A 17,508-nucleotide genomic window follows, 5' to 3' on the forward strand; every position below is an offset into this window, starting at 1 on the left:
ATTTTAATTTAGCCTTGATACGGGTGAAATATAACAATAGAATAAGAAAAAAGCTACCCATTGCTGGATAGCATTTCAAATTTCTTTTTTAGTATATGCTAGTTGCAATAACTCTTCAGCATGTTCCTTTGTTTTATCAGTGATTTCAACTCCTGATATCATTCGACCTACTTCAGTTACTTTTTCTTCGTATTCAAGGGTTTTTACTGTCGTTCTTGTACGTCCTTCTATCGTTTCCTTCATAATAAATAAATGAGTATCAGCCATTGCCGCCACTTGAGGGAGGTGTGATATACAAAGTACTTGAGAATTTTCTGCAACCAGGTAAATCTTCTCTCCGATAGCTTGTGCGACCCTACCGCTTACTCCTGTATCTACCTCATCAAAAATAATTGAGGTTATCCCTTGATGCTTTGAGAATATTGTTTTTAATGCTAACATCATTCTTGATAATTCTCCACCCGAAGCAACTTTATTTAATGGTTTTAATGGCTCTCCCGGATTCGTCGAAATATAATATTCCATTACATCTAAACCATCTTTACGGAATGGTTGAATCGTGTCATTTTTATACATTTCAGATGATTTTATAAATTTTGCTTCAAATACAGTTTTATCCATATAAAGCTGTTTTAATTCATTATGAATGGCTTTTGTTAATTTATCTGCCCATTTTTTCCGCAAGTCACTAAGTTGCTTTGCTTCAAGATACAAATCCTTTTGAAGCTGTTGTACTTTCGATTGTAATTGCTCAATGTGACTTTCCCTATTAATAATAGTTTCAATTTCCTCTTCAATTTTCGAGCTATACTCTAGTATTCCCTCTATAGTACCGCCATATTTTCTTTTCAATTGATTAATTTCGTTTAGTCGACTTTCAATTTCATTTAAACGTTCAGGATTAAACTCCAAACTGTCATATTCATTGCGAATGGTGCGACATGCGTCTTCAAGTATGTAAAAACAATTTGAAACAGATTCTAATAATGGTTCAAAATCTTTTTCAAGTTCTGCAGCTGTTTCAAGCTGACTCATGACTAAACCAATCCAATCAAGACCTTTTTGTTCGCCTTGTAATGCTCCATAACTCGTTTTTAATGATTCAAAGAGCTTTTCAAAATTCATAAGTTTTCTTTTTTCTTCCATTAATTGTTCATCTTCATTTAATTGGAGGTTTGCATTTTGAATTTCTTGAAGTTGAAATTGGATTAGATCTAATCGATGTGCCATTTGCTGTTCATTTTCACTTAAGCCTTTTAAACGAGAAATTGTTTGTTCATATTTTTTAAAGAGAATTCCATAACTTTTTAAAGCTTGATCAATTTCTATACTTCCGTACTGATCGAGGAGTCTTAAGTGGAATGCCTCATTCATTAATTCCTGATGTTCATGCTGTCCATGAATATCAATTAAAGTACTGCCAATTTCTCGCAAAATAGCGATGGTGACCAGTTTTCCATTAATTCGACAAACGCTTTTTCCTGATATTGAAATATCACGTTGGAGAATTATCATTCCCTCTTCAATATCAATTCCAAATCCTTGTGCCCGTTCGAAACAAGGGTGTGAATGATCATCTAATATGAATAGCCCTTCAATTTCAGCCTTTTTTTCCCCATGACGAACAAATTCTGATGAACCTCTTCCACCCACTAATAAATTTATCGCATCTATAATGATGGATTTTCCTGCTCCTGTTTCTCCTGTTAGGACAGTTAAACCTTTTTCGATGGATAAAAAAAGTTCATCGATGATGGCAAAATTTTTAATGGATAATTCCTGTAACATTAAAACTTCACCTCATTTTTTCAATAACGTTTTTTCTTTTCTTAAAGCATATCTAAAAATCTTTGTGAAAGCATTTGTGATTTTTCTTGATCTTTGCATATTATCAAGCACGTATCATCACCGCACAGCGTTCCAATAATTTCTTCCCAATCAAGGATATCTATTAGTGCACCTAGAGCATGAGCATTTCCTGGAAGAGTTTTTAGAACGATTAAATGACCTGCATAATCAATACTAATGAAAGCATCAGTTAACGTTCTTTTTAACTTTTGCATTGGGTTAAAACGCTGATCTGCGGGAAGGCTATATTTATATCTGCCATCCATTAGAGGAACTTTTACTAAATGTAATTCCTTTATATCGCGAGATATCGTTGCTTGAGTTACATTAAAACCAGCCTTTTTTAATTGATCAACTAATTCATCCTGAGTTTCTATGTCATTATTAGCGATAATTTCTCGAATTTTAATTAGTCTTTGTCCCTTATTCATCCTCATCCACCTTTATCAAAAATACAGTAAAGCATTCAGTCACATTTTACTTTCATGTTAGCTTATTTTTGTCAAAATGTACACTTTAAAGACGAAATATGATAGTTAGTGTACCTATTTTATTATATTTTTTATACAAATAATCGAAAGGCTTTGTTAACCAATGTTTTGTTTCTGATAAAGTCCTGTAGGGTATGCGTTTTAGATTATTATACTTTCGTAAAAAATCGCTTCACGCATACCCTATAGGCAATTTTATAAACAAAGACTATTAATAAAGCCATTAGAAAAGAACAGACCGTTATTGATCTGTTCTCCCAGTTAGTTGTTTATGCGCTTCTTCCACTACTTCTTTTATTGTAACACTTAACTGGTTTATACCTTCACCATTTTCTATATTCTTTCCTGACCACTTTAAATGAACTAAAAATTCAATATTACCTTCTCCTCCTGTTATAGGAGAAAATGATAATTGAGCGACATCATAGCCCTCTTTAGTGGAAAGCTGAACAATTTTTTCAATAACTGCTTCGTGTACCTTTTTATCCCTGACAATACCTTTTTTGCCTACTTGTTCTTTTCCAGCCTCAAATTGCGGTTTAATTAAAGCGATGATATCACTTGTAGGAACTAACAAAGTTTTCAGTACAGGTAAAATTAAAGATAATGAAATAAAAGAAACATCTATCGTTGCAAAATTTGGCATTTCTCTAACTAAGTCTTTCGGTGTTACATAACGAAAATTCGTTCTTTCCATAACGACAACCCGCTCGTCCTGTCTGAGTTTCCATGCTAATTGATTGTATCCTACATCAAGGGCATAAGACATTTTCGCTCCATTTTGAAGCGCACAATCCGTAAAGCCTCCTGTTGAAGAACCGATATCTAATAATATTTTATTTTGAATAGAAACATCAAAAACCTGTAGAGCTTTTTCGAGTTTTAATCCACCCCGACTAACATAGGGTATGACCTTTCCTTTTATTGACAAAGGAATATCTTCATTTACTTTTTCACCAGGTTTATCAAGGCGAGTCTCATTTGAATAAACTAAACCTGCCATTATAGCCCTTTTTGCCTTTTCCCTAGTTTCAATTAATCCTCTTTCAACTAGAAGAATATCTATCCGTTGTTTTTTACTTTTCATTTTTCATGCCCTTTTTTGTTTTTTAGGTGTGAAGGCTTTTATTCTCTTAACAACCTCATCAGTTGTTAACCCAATTTCAGAAAGTAATTCATCGACACTTCCATGTTCAATAAACTTATCAGGAATCCCCATCCTGTCTATTATGTTTAAGGTCCCATGATCATGTGCAAATTCAAGAACAGCGCTGCCGAAACCACCTTCAAGTACGGCTTCTTCAATCGTTAATATAGGCATATTCGAATCCAATAAGTCTTTTAGCATTTTTTCATCAAGAGGTTTAATGAAGCGAGCATTAATAACCTTAATTGAAAATCCTTGCTTTTGTAAAAGATTTGCAGCTTCAAGTGCCATTGGTATCGTCGTCCCGAATGTAAGAATGGCTGCATCCGTTCCTTCACGAAGAATTTCCCATGTTCCAATCGGAATTGTACGAAGATCTTGATCTAATGGGACACCATATCCATTTCCACGTGGAAATCTCATTGCGATTGGACCATCGTTATATTGAATGGCTGTATTGACCATGTGCTGCCCTTCATTTTCATCTTTAGGCATCATTAATACGATGTTTGGTATATGGCGAAGAAAAGCGATGTCAAAAACACCCTGATGTGTTTCTCCGTCAGCCCCCACTAATCCTGCTCGATCAATACCTAAGAAGACATTCAAATTTTGCCTGCAAATATCATGAACAACCTGGTCATAAGCTCTTTGTAAAAATGTAGAATAAATAGCCAAAAATGGTTTCATTTTCTGAGTTGCCAAACCAGCAGCTACGGTCGCTGCATGTTGCTCAGCAATCCCTACATCATACATGCGATTTGGCAGTTCTTTTGCAAACTTTTCAAGCTTCGAACCGACCGGCATTGCAGGAGTGATTGCAACAATGCGATCATCTTTTTTTGCTAAGCGTAAGACCGTATCACTAACTAATTTACTCCATGCAGGTGCTGTATTTACTGGTTTAATTAAATCACCAGTTTCAATTTTGTATTGCCCAGTTCCATGCCAAGTTCCTATAGTATCGTTTTCAGCAGGCTTGTATCCCTTCCCTTTTTTCGTTATTACGTGTAATAGGACAGGACCTTTCGTTTTTTTCGCATTTTGTAATTGCTCGAATAAAGCTTCATAATTATGTCCATCGACTGGTCCTAAATATGTGAAGCCTAACTCCTCAAAAAACATCCCTGAAACAAGGAAATATTTCATACTGTCTTTAAGTCTTTCAGCAGTTGAAGCTAATTTACCGCCAACGGCAGGGATTTTTTTCAAAAGATTCTCTAGTTCATCTTTTGCCCACTGATATTTACTTGCCGTTCGGAGACGTCCTAAAATATTATGCAATGCTCCTACATTAGGTGCAATGGACATCTCATTATCATTTAAAATAACGATTAAATCTTTCTTTTCATGGCCGATATGGTTTAACGCTTCTAATGCCATTCCGCCAGTAAGAGCACCGTCCCCAATGATTGGTACGATAAATGATTTTTCACCCTTTAAATCACGGGCAATAGCCATTCCCATTGCAGCTGATAAAGATGTGGACGAATGCCCCGTTTCCCAAACATCATGCTCGCTTTCACACATTTTCGGAAAACCAGACAGTCCTTGATATTGCCTTAAAGTTGAAAATTGATCAGCACGTCCGGTTAATATTTTATGGACATAGGATTGGTGGCCGACATCCCAAATGAATTTATCCTTTGGGCTGTCAAAACATTTATGCAAAGCAATGGTTAATTCGACAACCCCCAAGTTAGGTCCTATATGTCCACCGGTTTTTGACAAATTTTCAATTAAAAAATGGCGAATATCACTACTTAGAGCTTTTAATTGTTCAGTATTCATTTTTTTTAGAAAGGAAGGGTCCTTAATCGATAACAGATCCAATATGGATCACTCACTTTCATTACATAGATTTTACTTTAATCATTATCACTTTTTTCTTTTATTATAACGTTGTTTAAGAAAAGAGCCTTTTTTTAATAATATCTCGTTATTATATCATATTTTACTTACTTGCTCATCTTTCCTTCAATGATCTCTTTCTTCAATTAAATCAGCAATTTCTTCGAGTAATCTGGTATTTATATTAAGGTCTTTTATTATTTCTTTAGCAATACTAGTATGAGAATGGAGTCTTTCTTTTGCCCCCTCCAATGTTAATAGGGCAGGATAAGTGCTTTTTAAATTTCCTGTATCACTACCTATCGGTTTTCCTATGATTTCTTCATTTCCTTCTATGTCTAAGATATCGTCACGGATTTGAAAAGCTAGTCCAATATTTTCTGCGTATGTTTTCATTATATCAATTTGTTCATTTGATGCTTCAGCAATGATTGCTCCTGCTACAACACCAAATGATAATAGCTTTCCAGTTTTATTTCGATGAATATATTCCAATTGATCTATTGACAGATTCTGATTCTCTCCTTGCATATCTGCTACCTGTCCACCGACCATACCTTCAGGACCTGAGCATTGTGCTAAAAACTCAATAATCCTTACCTTTTGATCTGGCGATAATTTCGGATCCTGTGCAATAAGTTGAAAGCTGTAGGTTAGTAAACCGTCCCCTGCAAGAATGGCATATGCATCACCAAATACTATATGATTCGTTGGTTTCCCCCTTCGTAAATCATCATTATCCATAGCAGGCAGATCATCATGAATGAGTGAATAAGTATGTATCATTTCAAGCGAGCAAGCTGTAGTAATTCCCTTACTCACATCTTGTCCAAATGACTGAAGAGTGGCTAAAAGTAATATTGGCCGGATTCTTTTTCCACCAGCCTGGAGCGAATAATCCATGGCGTCCTTTATGATTTGAGGAGCATTTAATACTGAAATGTAATGAGAAAGTTCCTTCTCGATTTGCTCATTAACCTGCAACATAAATGATTTTAAATTCGTATTATTCAAGCTTAATCCTCCTCTTTGATGATAAACTCCTCTTCACCATTATCTGTAATAACCTTCGTTAATTGTTCTTCAACTGTTTTTAACTTTTCATGACAAAGCTTTGAAAGCTCCATCCCTTTTTTGTAAATATTTAATGCTTCTTCTAACGGGACATCCCCTTCTTCTAATCGCTGAACAATTCCTTCTAATTTTTCCATCGCTTCTTCGAATGATAATTTGTCTCCCATATATTTCAATCCTTTCTAACGTCTTCAATCGAACAAAATAAATTTCCATCAGATAAAACTACTTGAATTTTATCTCCACTTTTTGTTTGGTTAACACTCTTTATTATTTCTTGGTTTTCCGAATATGCTAAGCTATATCCTCTTTCCATTACTTTAAGTGGACTTAAAGCCTGCATAGCAGTGAGCGCTTTAGCAAACTCTTGTTGTTTTTCCTTTAAAATTAATGATAATTGCTTATACATGTCTTTTTTCAGCCTTCCGTATTTTTCTTTACTGTGCTGAAGCTGTAAAAGAGGCTGATTCCTTTGCAGGCGTTGTTCTAAATGTTCAAATTTTGTAAATCGCTGCTCGACTGCCTGTTTCATTTCGCGAGAAAGTCTTTCTGTTAACCCATCTATTTGTTCCATTTTCTGTTCATACAAACGATTTGGGTTCCGTAACACATATGAGTTAGTTACAAACTCCAGTCTTTTTCTTTCGTGTCGTATAATATCTGCAAAGCTACGAATAAGTCTAGATTTTCTATTTAAAAGCTTTTCCATTAATTCCTCTATATGTGGTACTGCTAATTCTGCCGCTCCAGTTGGTGTTGGTGCACGAAGATCAGCTACAAAATCTGCTATAGTAAAATCAGTTTCATGTCCTACAGCGGATATGATTGGAATATTAGATTCGGAAATAGCCCTAGCAACGATTTCTTCATTAAAAGCCCATAATTCCTCAATCGATCCACCACCGCGACCAACAATTAATACATCAACATCCTTCATTTGATTCATTTTTTCTAGTGCATCAACAATTGATTTGGCAGCATTTTCTCCCTGGACCAAGGCAGGATGCAAAATGATTTTACCAATTGGGTACCTTCGCTTAATGGTGGATATGATATCACGTACCGCAGCACCAGTTGGCGATGTAATCACACCGATCGCTTTCGGATAAACAGGAATTTTTCTTTTCCTTTCAGGAGCAAATAATCCTTCCTTTTCAAGTTTTTCCTTGAGTTGCTCGTAAGCTAGATATAACTCGCCAATACCATCCGGCTGCATTTCCTTCACATATATTTGGTATTGTCCGCTGCCCTCATATACCGTTATCTGGCCTTTTATTAATACATTCATGCCATTTTCGGGCTTGTACTTTAATACTTTGTTAGAGGATGAAAACATTACAGCTAATATTCTAGCTTTGTCATCCTTTAATGTAAAATACATATGACCACTAGAATGCTGCTTAAAATTTGAAATTTCGCCTTTAACATAAATATTAACTAAATAAGGATCCGCATCAAATTTTCGTTTTATATATTTTGTTAAAGCCTGTACTGTTAGATATTGATTCAAAGTCATCGTAACACCCTTTTTTATTTGAAATGGTTTCGAAGTACGATTCACCAATTTAGATATGTACAAAACAAAAGCTGCTTCATGTGAAGACAGCTTTTTGCTTATATTATACATCTTTATGTGTGTATTATCGATGTTTTAATACATCTTTGGCAGATTTCAATGTATTTTGAAGTAACATGGTTATAGTCATTGGTCCAACCCCGCCTGGAACAGGTGTGATGTAAGAAGCTTTTTGTTTAACAGATTCGAAATCCACATCTCCACATAACTTCCCATCTTCATCTTTGTTCATACCGACATCTATAACTATTGCTCCATCTTTCACATATTCATCCTTTATGAACTTTGCTCTTCCTATTGCTGCAACTATAATATCTGCCTGATGTGTAATACGAGGAAGATTTTTAGTTTTAGAGTGACAATAGGTGACAGTTGCATTTTCTTTTAGAAATAATTGACCAGCAGGTTTGCCAACAATGTTACTTCTACCAATAATAACTACATGTTTTCCTTCAACTTCAATCCCTTTCATACGGAGCATTTCCATAATTCCATATGGTGTACATGGTAGAAATGCATCCTGTCCTATCATCATTTTGCCAACATTAATTGGATGGAAACCATCAACATCTTTTTCAGGAGTAATTGCTTCAATCACTTTTGCATCTGATATATGCTTAGGAAGTGGCAATTGAACTAAAATACCATGTATTGTTTCATCAGTATTCAGTTCGCGAATTTTATTAAGCAGGGCTTCTTCAGAAATGGTTTCTGGAAATTCGATTAGAACCCCGTGCATCCCCATTGCTTTACAACTTTTTTGTTTATTTGTTACATACGTTCTTGACGCCGGGTTGTTCCCTATTAAGACTACGGCTAGTCCAGGAGTAATCCCTTGTTCAATTAATTCTTCGACCTCAAGCTTTATATTTTCGCGTATTTGAAAGGATATTTCTTTTCCATCAATTATATTTGTTGGCATTTTTTCTCCCCCAATTATCGAAATTTATTTTGCTATATTGTCCTTAATTTTTGAAAGCACCCCATTAATAAACTTGGTTGACTGATCATCAGCAAAACGTTTAGATACCTCTAATGCTTCATTTATCGCAACATTAGCTGGCACTTCATCCACATAAATTAGTTCATACACGCCAAGACGCAATATATTTAAATCTACTTTTGCCAATCTTTCAATTGTCCACTTTTCAAGATACTTTGAAATCGTTTCGTCAATATCTTTCATATGTAGATAGGTCCCATTAACCAAACTATTTAAATAATCGTCACTTTCATCGTTTTTTAACGTATTTTTGATTGCTTCCTCCGGTGATACTTCATTGATATCTATTTGAAATAGTGCTTGAAGTGCTTTTTCCCGTGCTGTTCTTCTTTTCATTTTTATATAAAACTCCTTTGTTAAATATAGGTATTATTCATTATCAACAAATCTACCCAATATTAATTAATTTACCATTAATTATTTTCACTAAAAAAATAATAGCATAAAAAGAACAATGAAAGCACGATTACTTTAACAATTTAAGAAAAATAGAAAAGCGGAAGCGCCTTGTTCAGCTCCGACAAGCAAATGTTCTCCACCCATAGAATTCTGCCCTTTGACTTCTATGGGTGGAGAACATTTGACCTCGAGGGGCTAGGCGCTGGAGCTAGACCCAGACCAAAAAAAATAGCCAAAGGCACACCTCTGGCTATTTTCATTTTATAATATTTCCGATTCAAAATCGTTTTCTTGCTTTTGCGTATCAAATTGAATTCCGACTATATGAATATTTACTTCTTCTGCTTCTAAAGCTGTCATGTTCAATAATGCTTGTCGAATATTATCTTGAATCTTCGTTGCAACTGTAGGTATCGAAACACCAAAGTTCATGGTGCAGTATACATCAACTTTAATACCTTCCTCTGTTAAGTCTACCTTTACACCTTTTCCATGGTTTTTTCTTCCTAATCTTTCCGCTACTCCAGTTGCAAAGTTGCCACGCATTTGAGCAACCCCCTCTACCTCAGAAGCGGCGATTCCAGCGATAACCTCGATTACCTCAGGTGCGATTTCAACTTTTCCTAAACCGTTTTGGCCGTGTTCCATTTCTAACATCGAGTTTGTTTCAACCATTTGAACAATCACCTCCATATACGATTATTATTTCATTATATCGTATTTTTCTAAAAACTTCGTATTAAAGTCACCTTTTACAAATGTTTCATGCTCTAACAATCTTAAATGAAAAGGAATAGTAGTATGGATTCCTTCTACTGCAAACTCACTTAAAGCGCGCTTCATTCTTGCTATAGCTTCCTCCCTAGTTGAACCATATGAAATAACTTTCGCAATCATGGAATCGTAATAAGGAGGTATCGTATAACCAGGATATGCGGCAGAATCAATTCGAATACCTAATCCACCTGGCGGTAAGTACATTTCAATTTTTCCTGCTGATGGCATGAAATTCTTGGCAGGATTTTCAGCATTAATACGACATTCGATGGCCCAACCAGTAAAAGTTACATCTTCCTGTTTGATTGATAATGGTTTTCCAGATGCAACAAGGATTTGTTCCTTAACTAAGTCGACCCCTGTCACCAATTCTGTCACTGGATGCTCAACTTGTATTCTCGTATTCATTTCCATGAAGTAGAAAATTTTGTTTCTGTAATCATAAATAAATTCGATTGTTCCAGCCCCAGTATAATCAACTGCCTGTGCTGCTTTAACAGCTGCCTGTCCCATTTCTTCTCGAATTTCTGGTGTAAGTGCAGGTGAAGGTGATTCCTCTAATAATTTTTGAAGTCGTCTTTGAATTGAGCAATCACGTTCTCCAAGGTGAATAACATTACCATGGGTATCGGCCATAATTTGAATTTCAACATGTCTGAAATCCTCAATATATTTTTCGATATATACTCCTGGATTACCAAAAGCTGTAGCTGCCTCTTGCTGAGTAATATTAATACCTTTAATTAATTCTTCCTCTGTTTTTGCCACACGGATACCTTTACCGCCTCCACCGGCAGTTGCCTTGATAATTACTGGGTACCCCATTGAATTTGCTAGTTCTAACGCTTCGTCTATATCATTAATAATTCCTTGTGATCCAGGAACAATTGGAACACCTGCTTCTTTCATCGTTTCTCTAGCAACATCTTTAGTTCCCATTTTGGAAATCGCTTCAGGACTTGGACCTATAAAGGTAATATTGCATTCACGACAAAGCTCAGCAAAGTCAGCATTTTCTGCTAAAAACCCATATCCTGGATGGATTGCATCACATTCAGTTATCTTCGCGATACTTATAATATTTGTTACATTCAAATAACTTTCTTTCGATGCCTTTGGTCCAATACAATAAGCTTCATCTGCTAATTGCACATGTAGTGCATCTTTATCAGCTTCAGAATATACAGCTACTGCTTCAATACCTAAGTCACGGCAGGCCCGAATAATTCGAACCGCTATTTCACCGCGATTGGCAATTAATACTTTTTTAATCATTGATGTTCGCTCCTTACTTAGACTTCACCAAGAATAAAGGTTGTCCATATTCAACAAGCTGTCCATCTTTCACCAAGATTTCTACAATCTCGCCTTGGACTTCTGCCTCAATTTCATTAAATAGCTTCATTGCTTCAACAATACAAACTACTGTATTATCCTGTACGGTTGATCCAACTTTCACGTAAACTTCACTATCAGGTGATGGGGATTGATAGAATGTCCCTACCATAGGAGAAACAATTTTATGTAAGTTTTCATCTTGTTTTACAACAGGCTGTTCCACTTTCTCTGCTTTTGGTTCATTACTAACAACTGTTGGTTGGGAGACAGGAGCAGATACCACTGGTTGTTCAACAATACGTGATTCTACTACTGCAACACCAGAACGTTTTTTCATTTTAATAATTGAACCATCATTTTCAATTTCAAATTCATCAATATTTGATTGATCGACAAGTTTAATTAACTCACGAATTTCTTGTATTTTCATAATCTTAAACACCTCTTTAGCAATTTTTAATAAAATTTCAGGATAAGTATATTATTACTTAACATTATCCCGTTGTAAGATACCTGCTGTCAAACTTCTTAAAGAAATAATGGCTGTCAGGATGAATTGTGACTTACTAATAATATCATACGATAAGACTAAGTGAAAATTCAATAATTGAATAGCAACTAACATTTTTATCCTTTAAAAACATCTGTTGAAATTGAAAAGCCCCCTTTTCCAAGAAAAAGAGGGTCTTTATAAAAAACTTATGGCTCAAAATCTACTGCAACTTTTTGAAAGTTACCTGCCTCTTCAGATACTAAGCGAAGGATTTGATTAGCCGCTTTTTTATCATGGTCTTTTGATTTTACAGTAATTTTCATTGAATTATTGTCTAATCGGACAAGCACATCCTCATATCCTTTTGATTTTATAAGATTTTCTATAACTTTTTCTGTCTGCGCAGCTTCAGTTAGCTTTTGCATTTCATCTAGCGCTTTGCTTCTTTCATCCGCTGATAAGTCTGTAGATGCTAACTTATTAGTCAATTCGTCTCGTTCTTTACTTCTAGCATCTTGTCTATCTAATCGGATTTGCTCAAATACCTCATCACTTGGTTCTGTCACTACATTCATATTTGTTTTTTTCTTTCCCGTGTTCTTATCTTGTGCTACATTTTTAGCATTATTTTTATCAACAGCAGCCATATCTGATTTTTTTGGATCAGATGTAACATAATAGACGGACAATACGACAACTAAGCTTAGCATAGTTAACAACCATACAGTTTGTTTTTTCAATAACATTGATAAATCCTCCTTAGCTTTTTTTCGGTTGAACTGACACTCTGTGTGTCGGTACATCTAAAACTCTTGATACCGCCTCGATGATCATACTTTTTATAGATATATTTTTTGCCCCTTCTGCTACGACAAGAACTCCTCTAATTACTGGTTTCTTCGTTTCAGTTACAAGTGGTACCTCTTTTTCGCCGTCCCTGATGATAACAAGCTTATCGTTTTTGGTTAGTTCCTCAATTTCACGCTGACCGCCATTTGGATCGGTTTCATTGGTGGTTCGATTTTGAATATCTGAATTTTTCTCGTAAATCTTGCTCTCAGTTGCCTCAAGATTGACGATTACGCGAACCTTTCCAACTCCTGATATTTCTTCCAATGCATCCTTTAATTCTGTTTCATATTGCATTTCATAATCTTTCATTGTTTTATTTTGATTTTTATTATTGGCTCCAAATGTTTCTACATCTTTTTGATCAGTTGATGCGCTATAAACAGATGTTGATGTATCTTTCTTTCCACTTTTCCATATATCGCTTATTAACATAAAAGCAATCCCACATACTAACAGAATAAGGAAGTATTGAAACTTCTTATTTTTTTTATTGGAATCATTTTCCTTAGATTCGAAAAATTTTTCCTTTAACCAGTCAATCGGCCCCTTATTATTGCCCATTTAGATCGCGACCCCCCCCTTCGATATGTAGTTCAATTTGATTGGTAGTTAAATTCCAGCGTTTTGATAGAGTTGCGATAATCTTTTCACTATCATTTGAAGTTTCTTCTTTATCTAGCTTGTCTCCATTAATGTTGATGTTAACAGCTTCTATAACTTGAACTGAATTTTCACTTTCTGCCTCTCCTAGATATACAATCACTTTATCTATTTGATTTTCACTTTCTACTTTTTGCTTCTTTTGTTTAATATCAATATTTTGTATATCCTTACCAAAGCGATCGATCAACTCCTCTTCAACATCTTTTTTCATTTGGACAGCCACTTGTTCTAATGTATATTCATCTTGTACTGCTTGTATTTCTTTTTTTTTCGTTTCTATTAAATTTTCTATTTTACTCTTATCTACAAAGTTTTTATTGGAAAAGGATGAAACTACTTGATCAAAGTCCTTTGCCACAACTTTTAAGAGTGGAGTTAAAATAATCGCAATTAATAGAAGTCCTGTAACCATTTTTGTATATTTTTTCAATCCTGAATTTGGCAGAAGCATATCTACAATCATCGCTAACAAGATGAATACAACTATATTCATGATCCATTCTGTTATAAAAGCCAAGAACTCCCACCCCTTATGAATGTTTCAATCTTCTCTATTCATCGCATCATCATTGTTATGTTTCCAGCTGTAATAATAATTGTGATGCTTAAAAAAAACATAAAAGCTACTATCGCTAATGCAGCAAATACATAAACCATATTTTTGCTGATAGTGTCCAGGCATTTAATAATAGGGCCGTCTCCTATTGGCTGAATAATTGCTGCTGTAAACTTAAACATAAATGCTAAAACTAGTATTTTGATAGCAGGAAATGCTGCGATAATAAGGACAATCGCTACACCTGCAATTCCAAGGGTATTTTTTAATAATACAGAGGCGCTAATGACTGTATCTGCTGCATCTGTAAACATCCTTCCAACAACAGGAATGAAATTACCAGTGACAAATTTTGCTGTACGAATGGTAATTCCATCAGTAACGGCAGTAGCTGTTCCTTGTACTGAAATGACTCCTAAAAATATCGTCATAAAAATCCCTAGTAAACCAATACTGCAATTTCGTAAAAGCTGTGCTAATTGTGTCGCTTTATATTGTTCTGATAATGAACTGACAATACTAAGAACAGTTGAGAGTAATAGCAAAGGCAAAACAATGTATTGAACGAGTATCCCACTAGTATTCATGAGGAATAAAATAACTGGATGAAAAAAGGCTGCTGAGGTTACTCCGCCAGAGGTAGATATCAAAGCCAATAAGAGAGGAATAATCGCTAAAATAAAGTTAATCATCATAGATATTGCATTCATCGCATAATCAATGGCAATATGAAAGCTATTTAATGCTAGTATAATTAATACAATAAATACGATGGCGTAAGCGACCTTACTAATTGTCCCCTGTTCAAATGCATTATGAAGGGATTGAAGAAACATGCTGAAGATTGTTAATATGATCAGAGAACCAAGAAGTTTTCCATTTGCGATAAGCTCATGAAAGGTAAATTTTAGAATCCCATGAAACCATTGGTTCAATGAAAACTCCTTATCTCCCTTTATGAAATCAATCAAACTCCCTTTTTGATGATCAGGCAAAAAACCTCCGTATTCATCAATGATTGTTTGCCAATACTGCTTTAATTCATTAATACCCAAGTCATTCATTTGCTTTTCAACAAGCTCATCCTGGATAGATGAATCCTTTTGACTTTCAGAGGCTGCTTGAACAGTTCCTTGTCCAATAAAAAAAATGAATAATACTGTGATAATCTGGATCCATTGCCGCAACTGATTTCACCTCATTACCTTGTTCTATCCTTTAGGAACCAAATTAATTACTGTTTCAATTAATACTGTTAATATAGGGATCGCCATAGCTAAAATTAATATTTTTCCCGCTAATTCAACCTTAGCAGCGAGTGCGCCTTGACCAGCATCCTTTGAAATATGTGAGGCAAATTCCGCAATATAAGCTATACCTATAATTTTCAAAATAGTTTCAACATAAACCATATTTATATTTGCATTGGTAGCTATACTTTCCACCATTTGTATGATCGCATGTACTTGATCCACCAAAAAAATGAAGATCGCACTGCCTACAAAAAGAACTAATAAAAAGGCGAAATTTGGCTTTTGTTCTTTAATGATTAAAGCGAGGAATGTTGTGATTAAGGCAATCCCTACTATTTTTAAGATTTCAATCTCGGGTCCCTCCTCTAGCCTTGAAATAAAAATACCGATTTAATTTTTTGAAATAAATCATCCACAATGGATGCAACTAAAAACAAAATGTATAAAAAGCCAAATAGCGTAACCCATTGGGCATACTCTTTTTTTCCAACTTGATCTAAAATAGTGTGCAGGAATGCAACAATGATACCAACACCAGCTATTTTAAATATTACATCCACATCAATTCCCACATCATTTTCCTCCTATCAACTACAAAGACTCTTTTCTTAAACTTTGTGTAAATGTCATCTACCTCCATCAACTTTAGATAGGAGAATTTTTAAGAAAAGATGCCACAAAACCAATCAATATTTGTAAGTTAACATTTTATGAAATTGAAGCAATACATTAGAAAAAACCTATTATAAGAGCAATATTACGATTAATAAGCCTGAAAGGAATCCTAAGCTCTTCACCATTTTTTCATAGCGTTGTTGTTTGTCACGCGCCTCTTCTTCCTCTCTCTCTAAATGAGTTAAAGTGAGGATAATTTGCTTTTGCTCCGTCGCTCGATCATGTTTTCCTAATGTTTCACCAAATTGTAAGAGTATTTCATATTCACTTTTTTTTAATGCAGTCATTTTCCAAATTTCTTGTAAACTTTCCTTCCAAGCAACTTTTACGGTTGTTTCTGTAGAGGTTAACCTTGAAGAGAATCTCTCAAAGAAGATAGATATTGGTTTTGGTAATTGTGTTGAAAGCTTTCGCGCTGCTTCATGAAGTGGTGTATGACCATACATAATTTCTGCTTCTAAAGACTGTAAAGCTGTACGAAACATTCTTAATTGTTTAGGTCGTTCACTTAAATGCCTTGAAAATTCAAAACCTGCTAGAGTTGTTGAAAGAATCACGAATATTGCGCCAATTATTCTAACCACTCATAACACCAGCTTTATATATAGATTCCTTCCCATTTGCATTACGAATTTTTTTAATCGTACCAGGTCCACCTGCTCTTGAAAGTTCAATAAAGTTCTCAAAAATATGGGTTTCAATGATTTGTTTTAATATAGGTCGTTTTTTTATATCTTCATAAGAGTTTCCATGTGTAGTCATTATCAGTGTAATTCCTGCATTTGCTGCTTCCATTATGGCAATACTATCTTCTTCCCTACCAATTTCATCTACAATTAGTACATCAGGACTCATAGACCGGATTAGCATCATCATTCCTTCTGCTTTTGGACATGCATCCAAAATATCTATTCGTGGACCGAATTCCAGTTGCGGGATGCCTCGAACACAACCAGCTATTTCAGATCGTTCGTCAACAATCCCCACTTTAAATGGCGGGATCTTCCTTTTTTCATTACCGGATGATATCAGTCTTGCGATATCTCTCAGTAGAGTTGTTTTCCCTGTTTGTGGAGCACCGATAATCATTGTGTGTACCCACCTATTTTCTTTATATAGAATTGGGATATATGGTTCTGCTGCTCCAATCTTTTCTCTAGCAATTCTAATATTAAACGATGCTAAATTTCTTATCGCTTTCACTGATCCATTTTCAAGAATAACCTTACCTGCTAATCCAACTCGATGCCCTCCGGATATTGTTATATATCCTTTTTTCAATTCTTCTTCCAACGTATAAAATGAAAAATTCGCTAGTTTGTTAATTAGTTGTTCTGCATCTTGTTCAGAAACAAGATAGGGAAGAAAGTATGGCTTACCTCTTGTAGTTACCTCAATTGGACGATTGACTCGAATTCTTATTTCTTCCATATTATTTAAAATGGGAGTAGGTAATTCGCTAATTTTATTCGAGATATGCTTGGGCAAAAATGCTAATATTGTTTCCATCGC

General features: G+C 34.9%; 20 protein-coding genes. All 20 read right to left on the bottom strand.

Features of this window, described 5'->3' with window-relative positions; all coding sequences use genetic code 11:
* Positions 1 to 75 precede the first annotated feature (75 nt).
* The 20 genes from recN to spoIIIAA all read right to left on the bottom strand — a co-directional run bounded on the left by recN (position 76) and on the right by spoIIIAA (position 17,505).
* Positions 76 to 1,788, bottom strand: a complete 1,713-nt coding sequence (gene recN / locus ACQKP0_RS07835) for a DNA repair protein RecN (RefSeq protein WP_427405268.1) — start codon at positions 1,786 to 1,788, stop codon at positions 76 to 78.
* A 41-nt stretch (positions 1,789 to 1,829) separates the two neighbouring features.
* Positions 1,830 to 2,279 carry a transcriptional regulator AhrC/ArgR gene (ahrC, locus tag ACQKP0_RS07840; RefSeq protein ID WP_427405269.1) on the bottom strand — a complete coding sequence of 150 codons (450 nt, stop codon included), beginning with the start codon at positions 2,277 to 2,279 and terminating at the stop codon, positions 1,830 to 1,832.
* A 301-nt stretch (positions 2,280 to 2,580) separates the two neighbouring features.
* A complete protein-coding gene (locus tag ACQKP0_RS07845; protein WP_427405270.1) occupies positions 2,581 to 3,426 on the bottom strand; it encodes a TlyA family RNA methyltransferase in 846 nt (281 codons plus the stop codon).
* A gap of 3 nt (positions 3,427 to 3,429) precedes the next feature.
* The gene (dxs, locus tag ACQKP0_RS07850) at positions 3,430 to 5,319 is read right to left on the bottom strand and encodes a 1-deoxy-D-xylulose-5-phosphate synthase (protein WP_427405271.1); all 1,890 of its coding nucleotides are present in this window, start codon (positions 5,317 to 5,319) and stop codon (positions 3,430 to 3,432) included.
* A gap of 144 nt (positions 5,320 to 5,463) precedes the next feature.
* Positions 5,464 to 6,324, bottom strand: coding sequence for a polyprenyl synthetase family protein (locus ACQKP0_RS07855; protein WP_427405328.1), 861 nt, complete (start codon positions 6,322 to 6,324; stop codon positions 5,464 to 5,466).
* A 29-nt stretch (positions 6,325 to 6,353) separates the two neighbouring features.
* Complete coding sequence (xseB, locus tag ACQKP0_RS07860) at positions 6,354 to 6,578, bottom strand: exodeoxyribonuclease VII small subunit (protein ID WP_427405272.1); 225 nt, start codon at positions 6,576 to 6,578, stop codon at positions 6,354 to 6,356.
* 5 nt (positions 6,579 to 6,583) lie between these two features.
* Entirely contained in the window at positions 6,584 to 7,927 is a 1,344-nt protein-coding gene (gene xseA / locus ACQKP0_RS07865; protein WP_427405329.1) for an exodeoxyribonuclease VII large subunit, read from the bottom strand.
* A gap of 124 nt (positions 7,928 to 8,051) precedes the next feature.
* On the bottom strand, positions 8,052 to 8,909 hold the full coding sequence (folD, locus tag ACQKP0_RS07870; protein ID WP_427405273.1) for a bifunctional methylenetetrahydrofolate dehydrogenase/methenyltetrahydrofolate cyclohydrolase FolD: 858 nt from the start codon (positions 8,907 to 8,909) through the stop codon (positions 8,052 to 8,054).
* A gap of 24 nt (positions 8,910 to 8,933) precedes the next feature.
* A complete protein-coding gene (gene nusB / locus ACQKP0_RS07875; RefSeq protein WP_427405274.1) occupies positions 8,934 to 9,326 on the bottom strand; it encodes a transcription antitermination factor NusB in 393 nt (130 codons plus the stop codon).
* A gap of 324 nt (positions 9,327 to 9,650) precedes the next feature.
* The gene (locus tag ACQKP0_RS07880; RefSeq protein ID WP_427405275.1) at positions 9,651 to 10,064 is read right to left on the bottom strand and encodes an Asp23/Gls24 family envelope stress response protein; all 414 of its coding nucleotides are present in this window, start codon (positions 10,062 to 10,064) and stop codon (positions 9,651 to 9,653) included.
* Between the two features lie 27 nt (positions 10,065 to 10,091).
* Positions 10,092 to 11,441, bottom strand: coding sequence for an acetyl-CoA carboxylase biotin carboxylase subunit (gene accC, locus ACQKP0_RS07885; RefSeq protein WP_427405276.1), 1,350 nt, complete (start codon positions 11,439 to 11,441; stop codon positions 10,092 to 10,094).
* Positions 11,442 to 11,454: 13 nt separating this feature from the next.
* A complete protein-coding gene (gene accB / locus ACQKP0_RS07890; protein WP_427405330.1) occupies positions 11,455 to 11,937 on the bottom strand; it encodes an acetyl-CoA carboxylase biotin carboxyl carrier protein in 483 nt (160 codons plus the stop codon).
* A gap of 266 nt (positions 11,938 to 12,203) precedes the next feature.
* A complete protein-coding gene (locus ACQKP0_RS07895) occupies positions 12,204 to 12,743 on the bottom strand; it encodes a SpoIIIAH-like family protein (protein WP_427405277.1) in 540 nt (179 codons plus the stop codon).
* A gap of 13 nt (positions 12,744 to 12,756) precedes the next feature.
* On the bottom strand, positions 12,757 to 13,410 hold the full coding sequence (gene spoIIIAG / locus ACQKP0_RS07900) for a stage III sporulation protein AG (protein ID WP_427405278.1): 654 nt from the start codon (positions 13,408 to 13,410) through the stop codon (positions 12,757 to 12,759).
* The gene (spoIIIAF, locus tag ACQKP0_RS07905; protein ID WP_427405279.1) at positions 13,400 to 14,029 is read right to left on the bottom strand and encodes a stage III sporulation protein AF; all 630 of its coding nucleotides are present in this window, start codon (positions 14,027 to 14,029) and stop codon (positions 13,400 to 13,402) included. Before spoIIIAF ends, spoIIIAG begins: the two co-directional genes overlap by 11 nt.
* Before the next feature lie 38 nt (positions 14,030 to 14,067).
* Complete coding sequence (gene spoIIIAE / locus ACQKP0_RS07910) at positions 14,068 to 15,255, bottom strand: stage III sporulation protein AE (RefSeq protein ID WP_427405280.1); 1,188 nt, start codon at positions 15,253 to 15,255, stop codon at positions 14,068 to 14,070.
* Positions 15,256 to 15,279: 24 nt separating this feature from the next.
* Positions 15,280 to 15,666: a stage III sporulation protein AD gene (gene spoIIIAD, locus ACQKP0_RS07915; RefSeq protein ID WP_427405331.1), complete on the bottom strand. Its 387-nt coding sequence runs from the start codon at positions 15,664 to 15,666 to the stop codon at positions 15,280 to 15,282.
* A gap of 20 nt (positions 15,667 to 15,686) precedes the next feature.
* Complete coding sequence (spoIIIAC, locus tag ACQKP0_RS07920; protein ID WP_058002222.1) at positions 15,687 to 15,893, bottom strand: stage III sporulation protein AC; 207 nt, start codon at positions 15,891 to 15,893, stop codon at positions 15,687 to 15,689.
* 171 nt (positions 15,894 to 16,064) lie between these two features.
* On the bottom strand, positions 16,065 to 16,580 hold the full coding sequence (spoIIIAB, locus tag ACQKP0_RS07925; RefSeq protein ID WP_427405281.1) for a stage III sporulation protein SpoIIIAB: 516 nt from the start codon (positions 16,578 to 16,580) through the stop codon (positions 16,065 to 16,067).
* The gene (gene spoIIIAA / locus ACQKP0_RS07930) at positions 16,573 to 17,505 is read right to left on the bottom strand and encodes a stage III sporulation protein AA (protein ID WP_427405282.1); all 933 of its coding nucleotides are present in this window, start codon (positions 17,503 to 17,505) and stop codon (positions 16,573 to 16,575) included. The genes spoIIIAB and spoIIIAA overlap by 8 nt, the downstream gene beginning before the upstream one ends.
* Between the last annotated feature and the right edge of the window lie 3 nt (positions 17,506 to 17,508).

It is taken from the genome of Heyndrickxia sp. NPDC080065, assembly GCF_050281185.1.
Classification (GTDB): domain Bacteria; phylum Bacillota; class Bacilli; order Bacillales; family Bacillaceae_C; genus Heyndrickxia.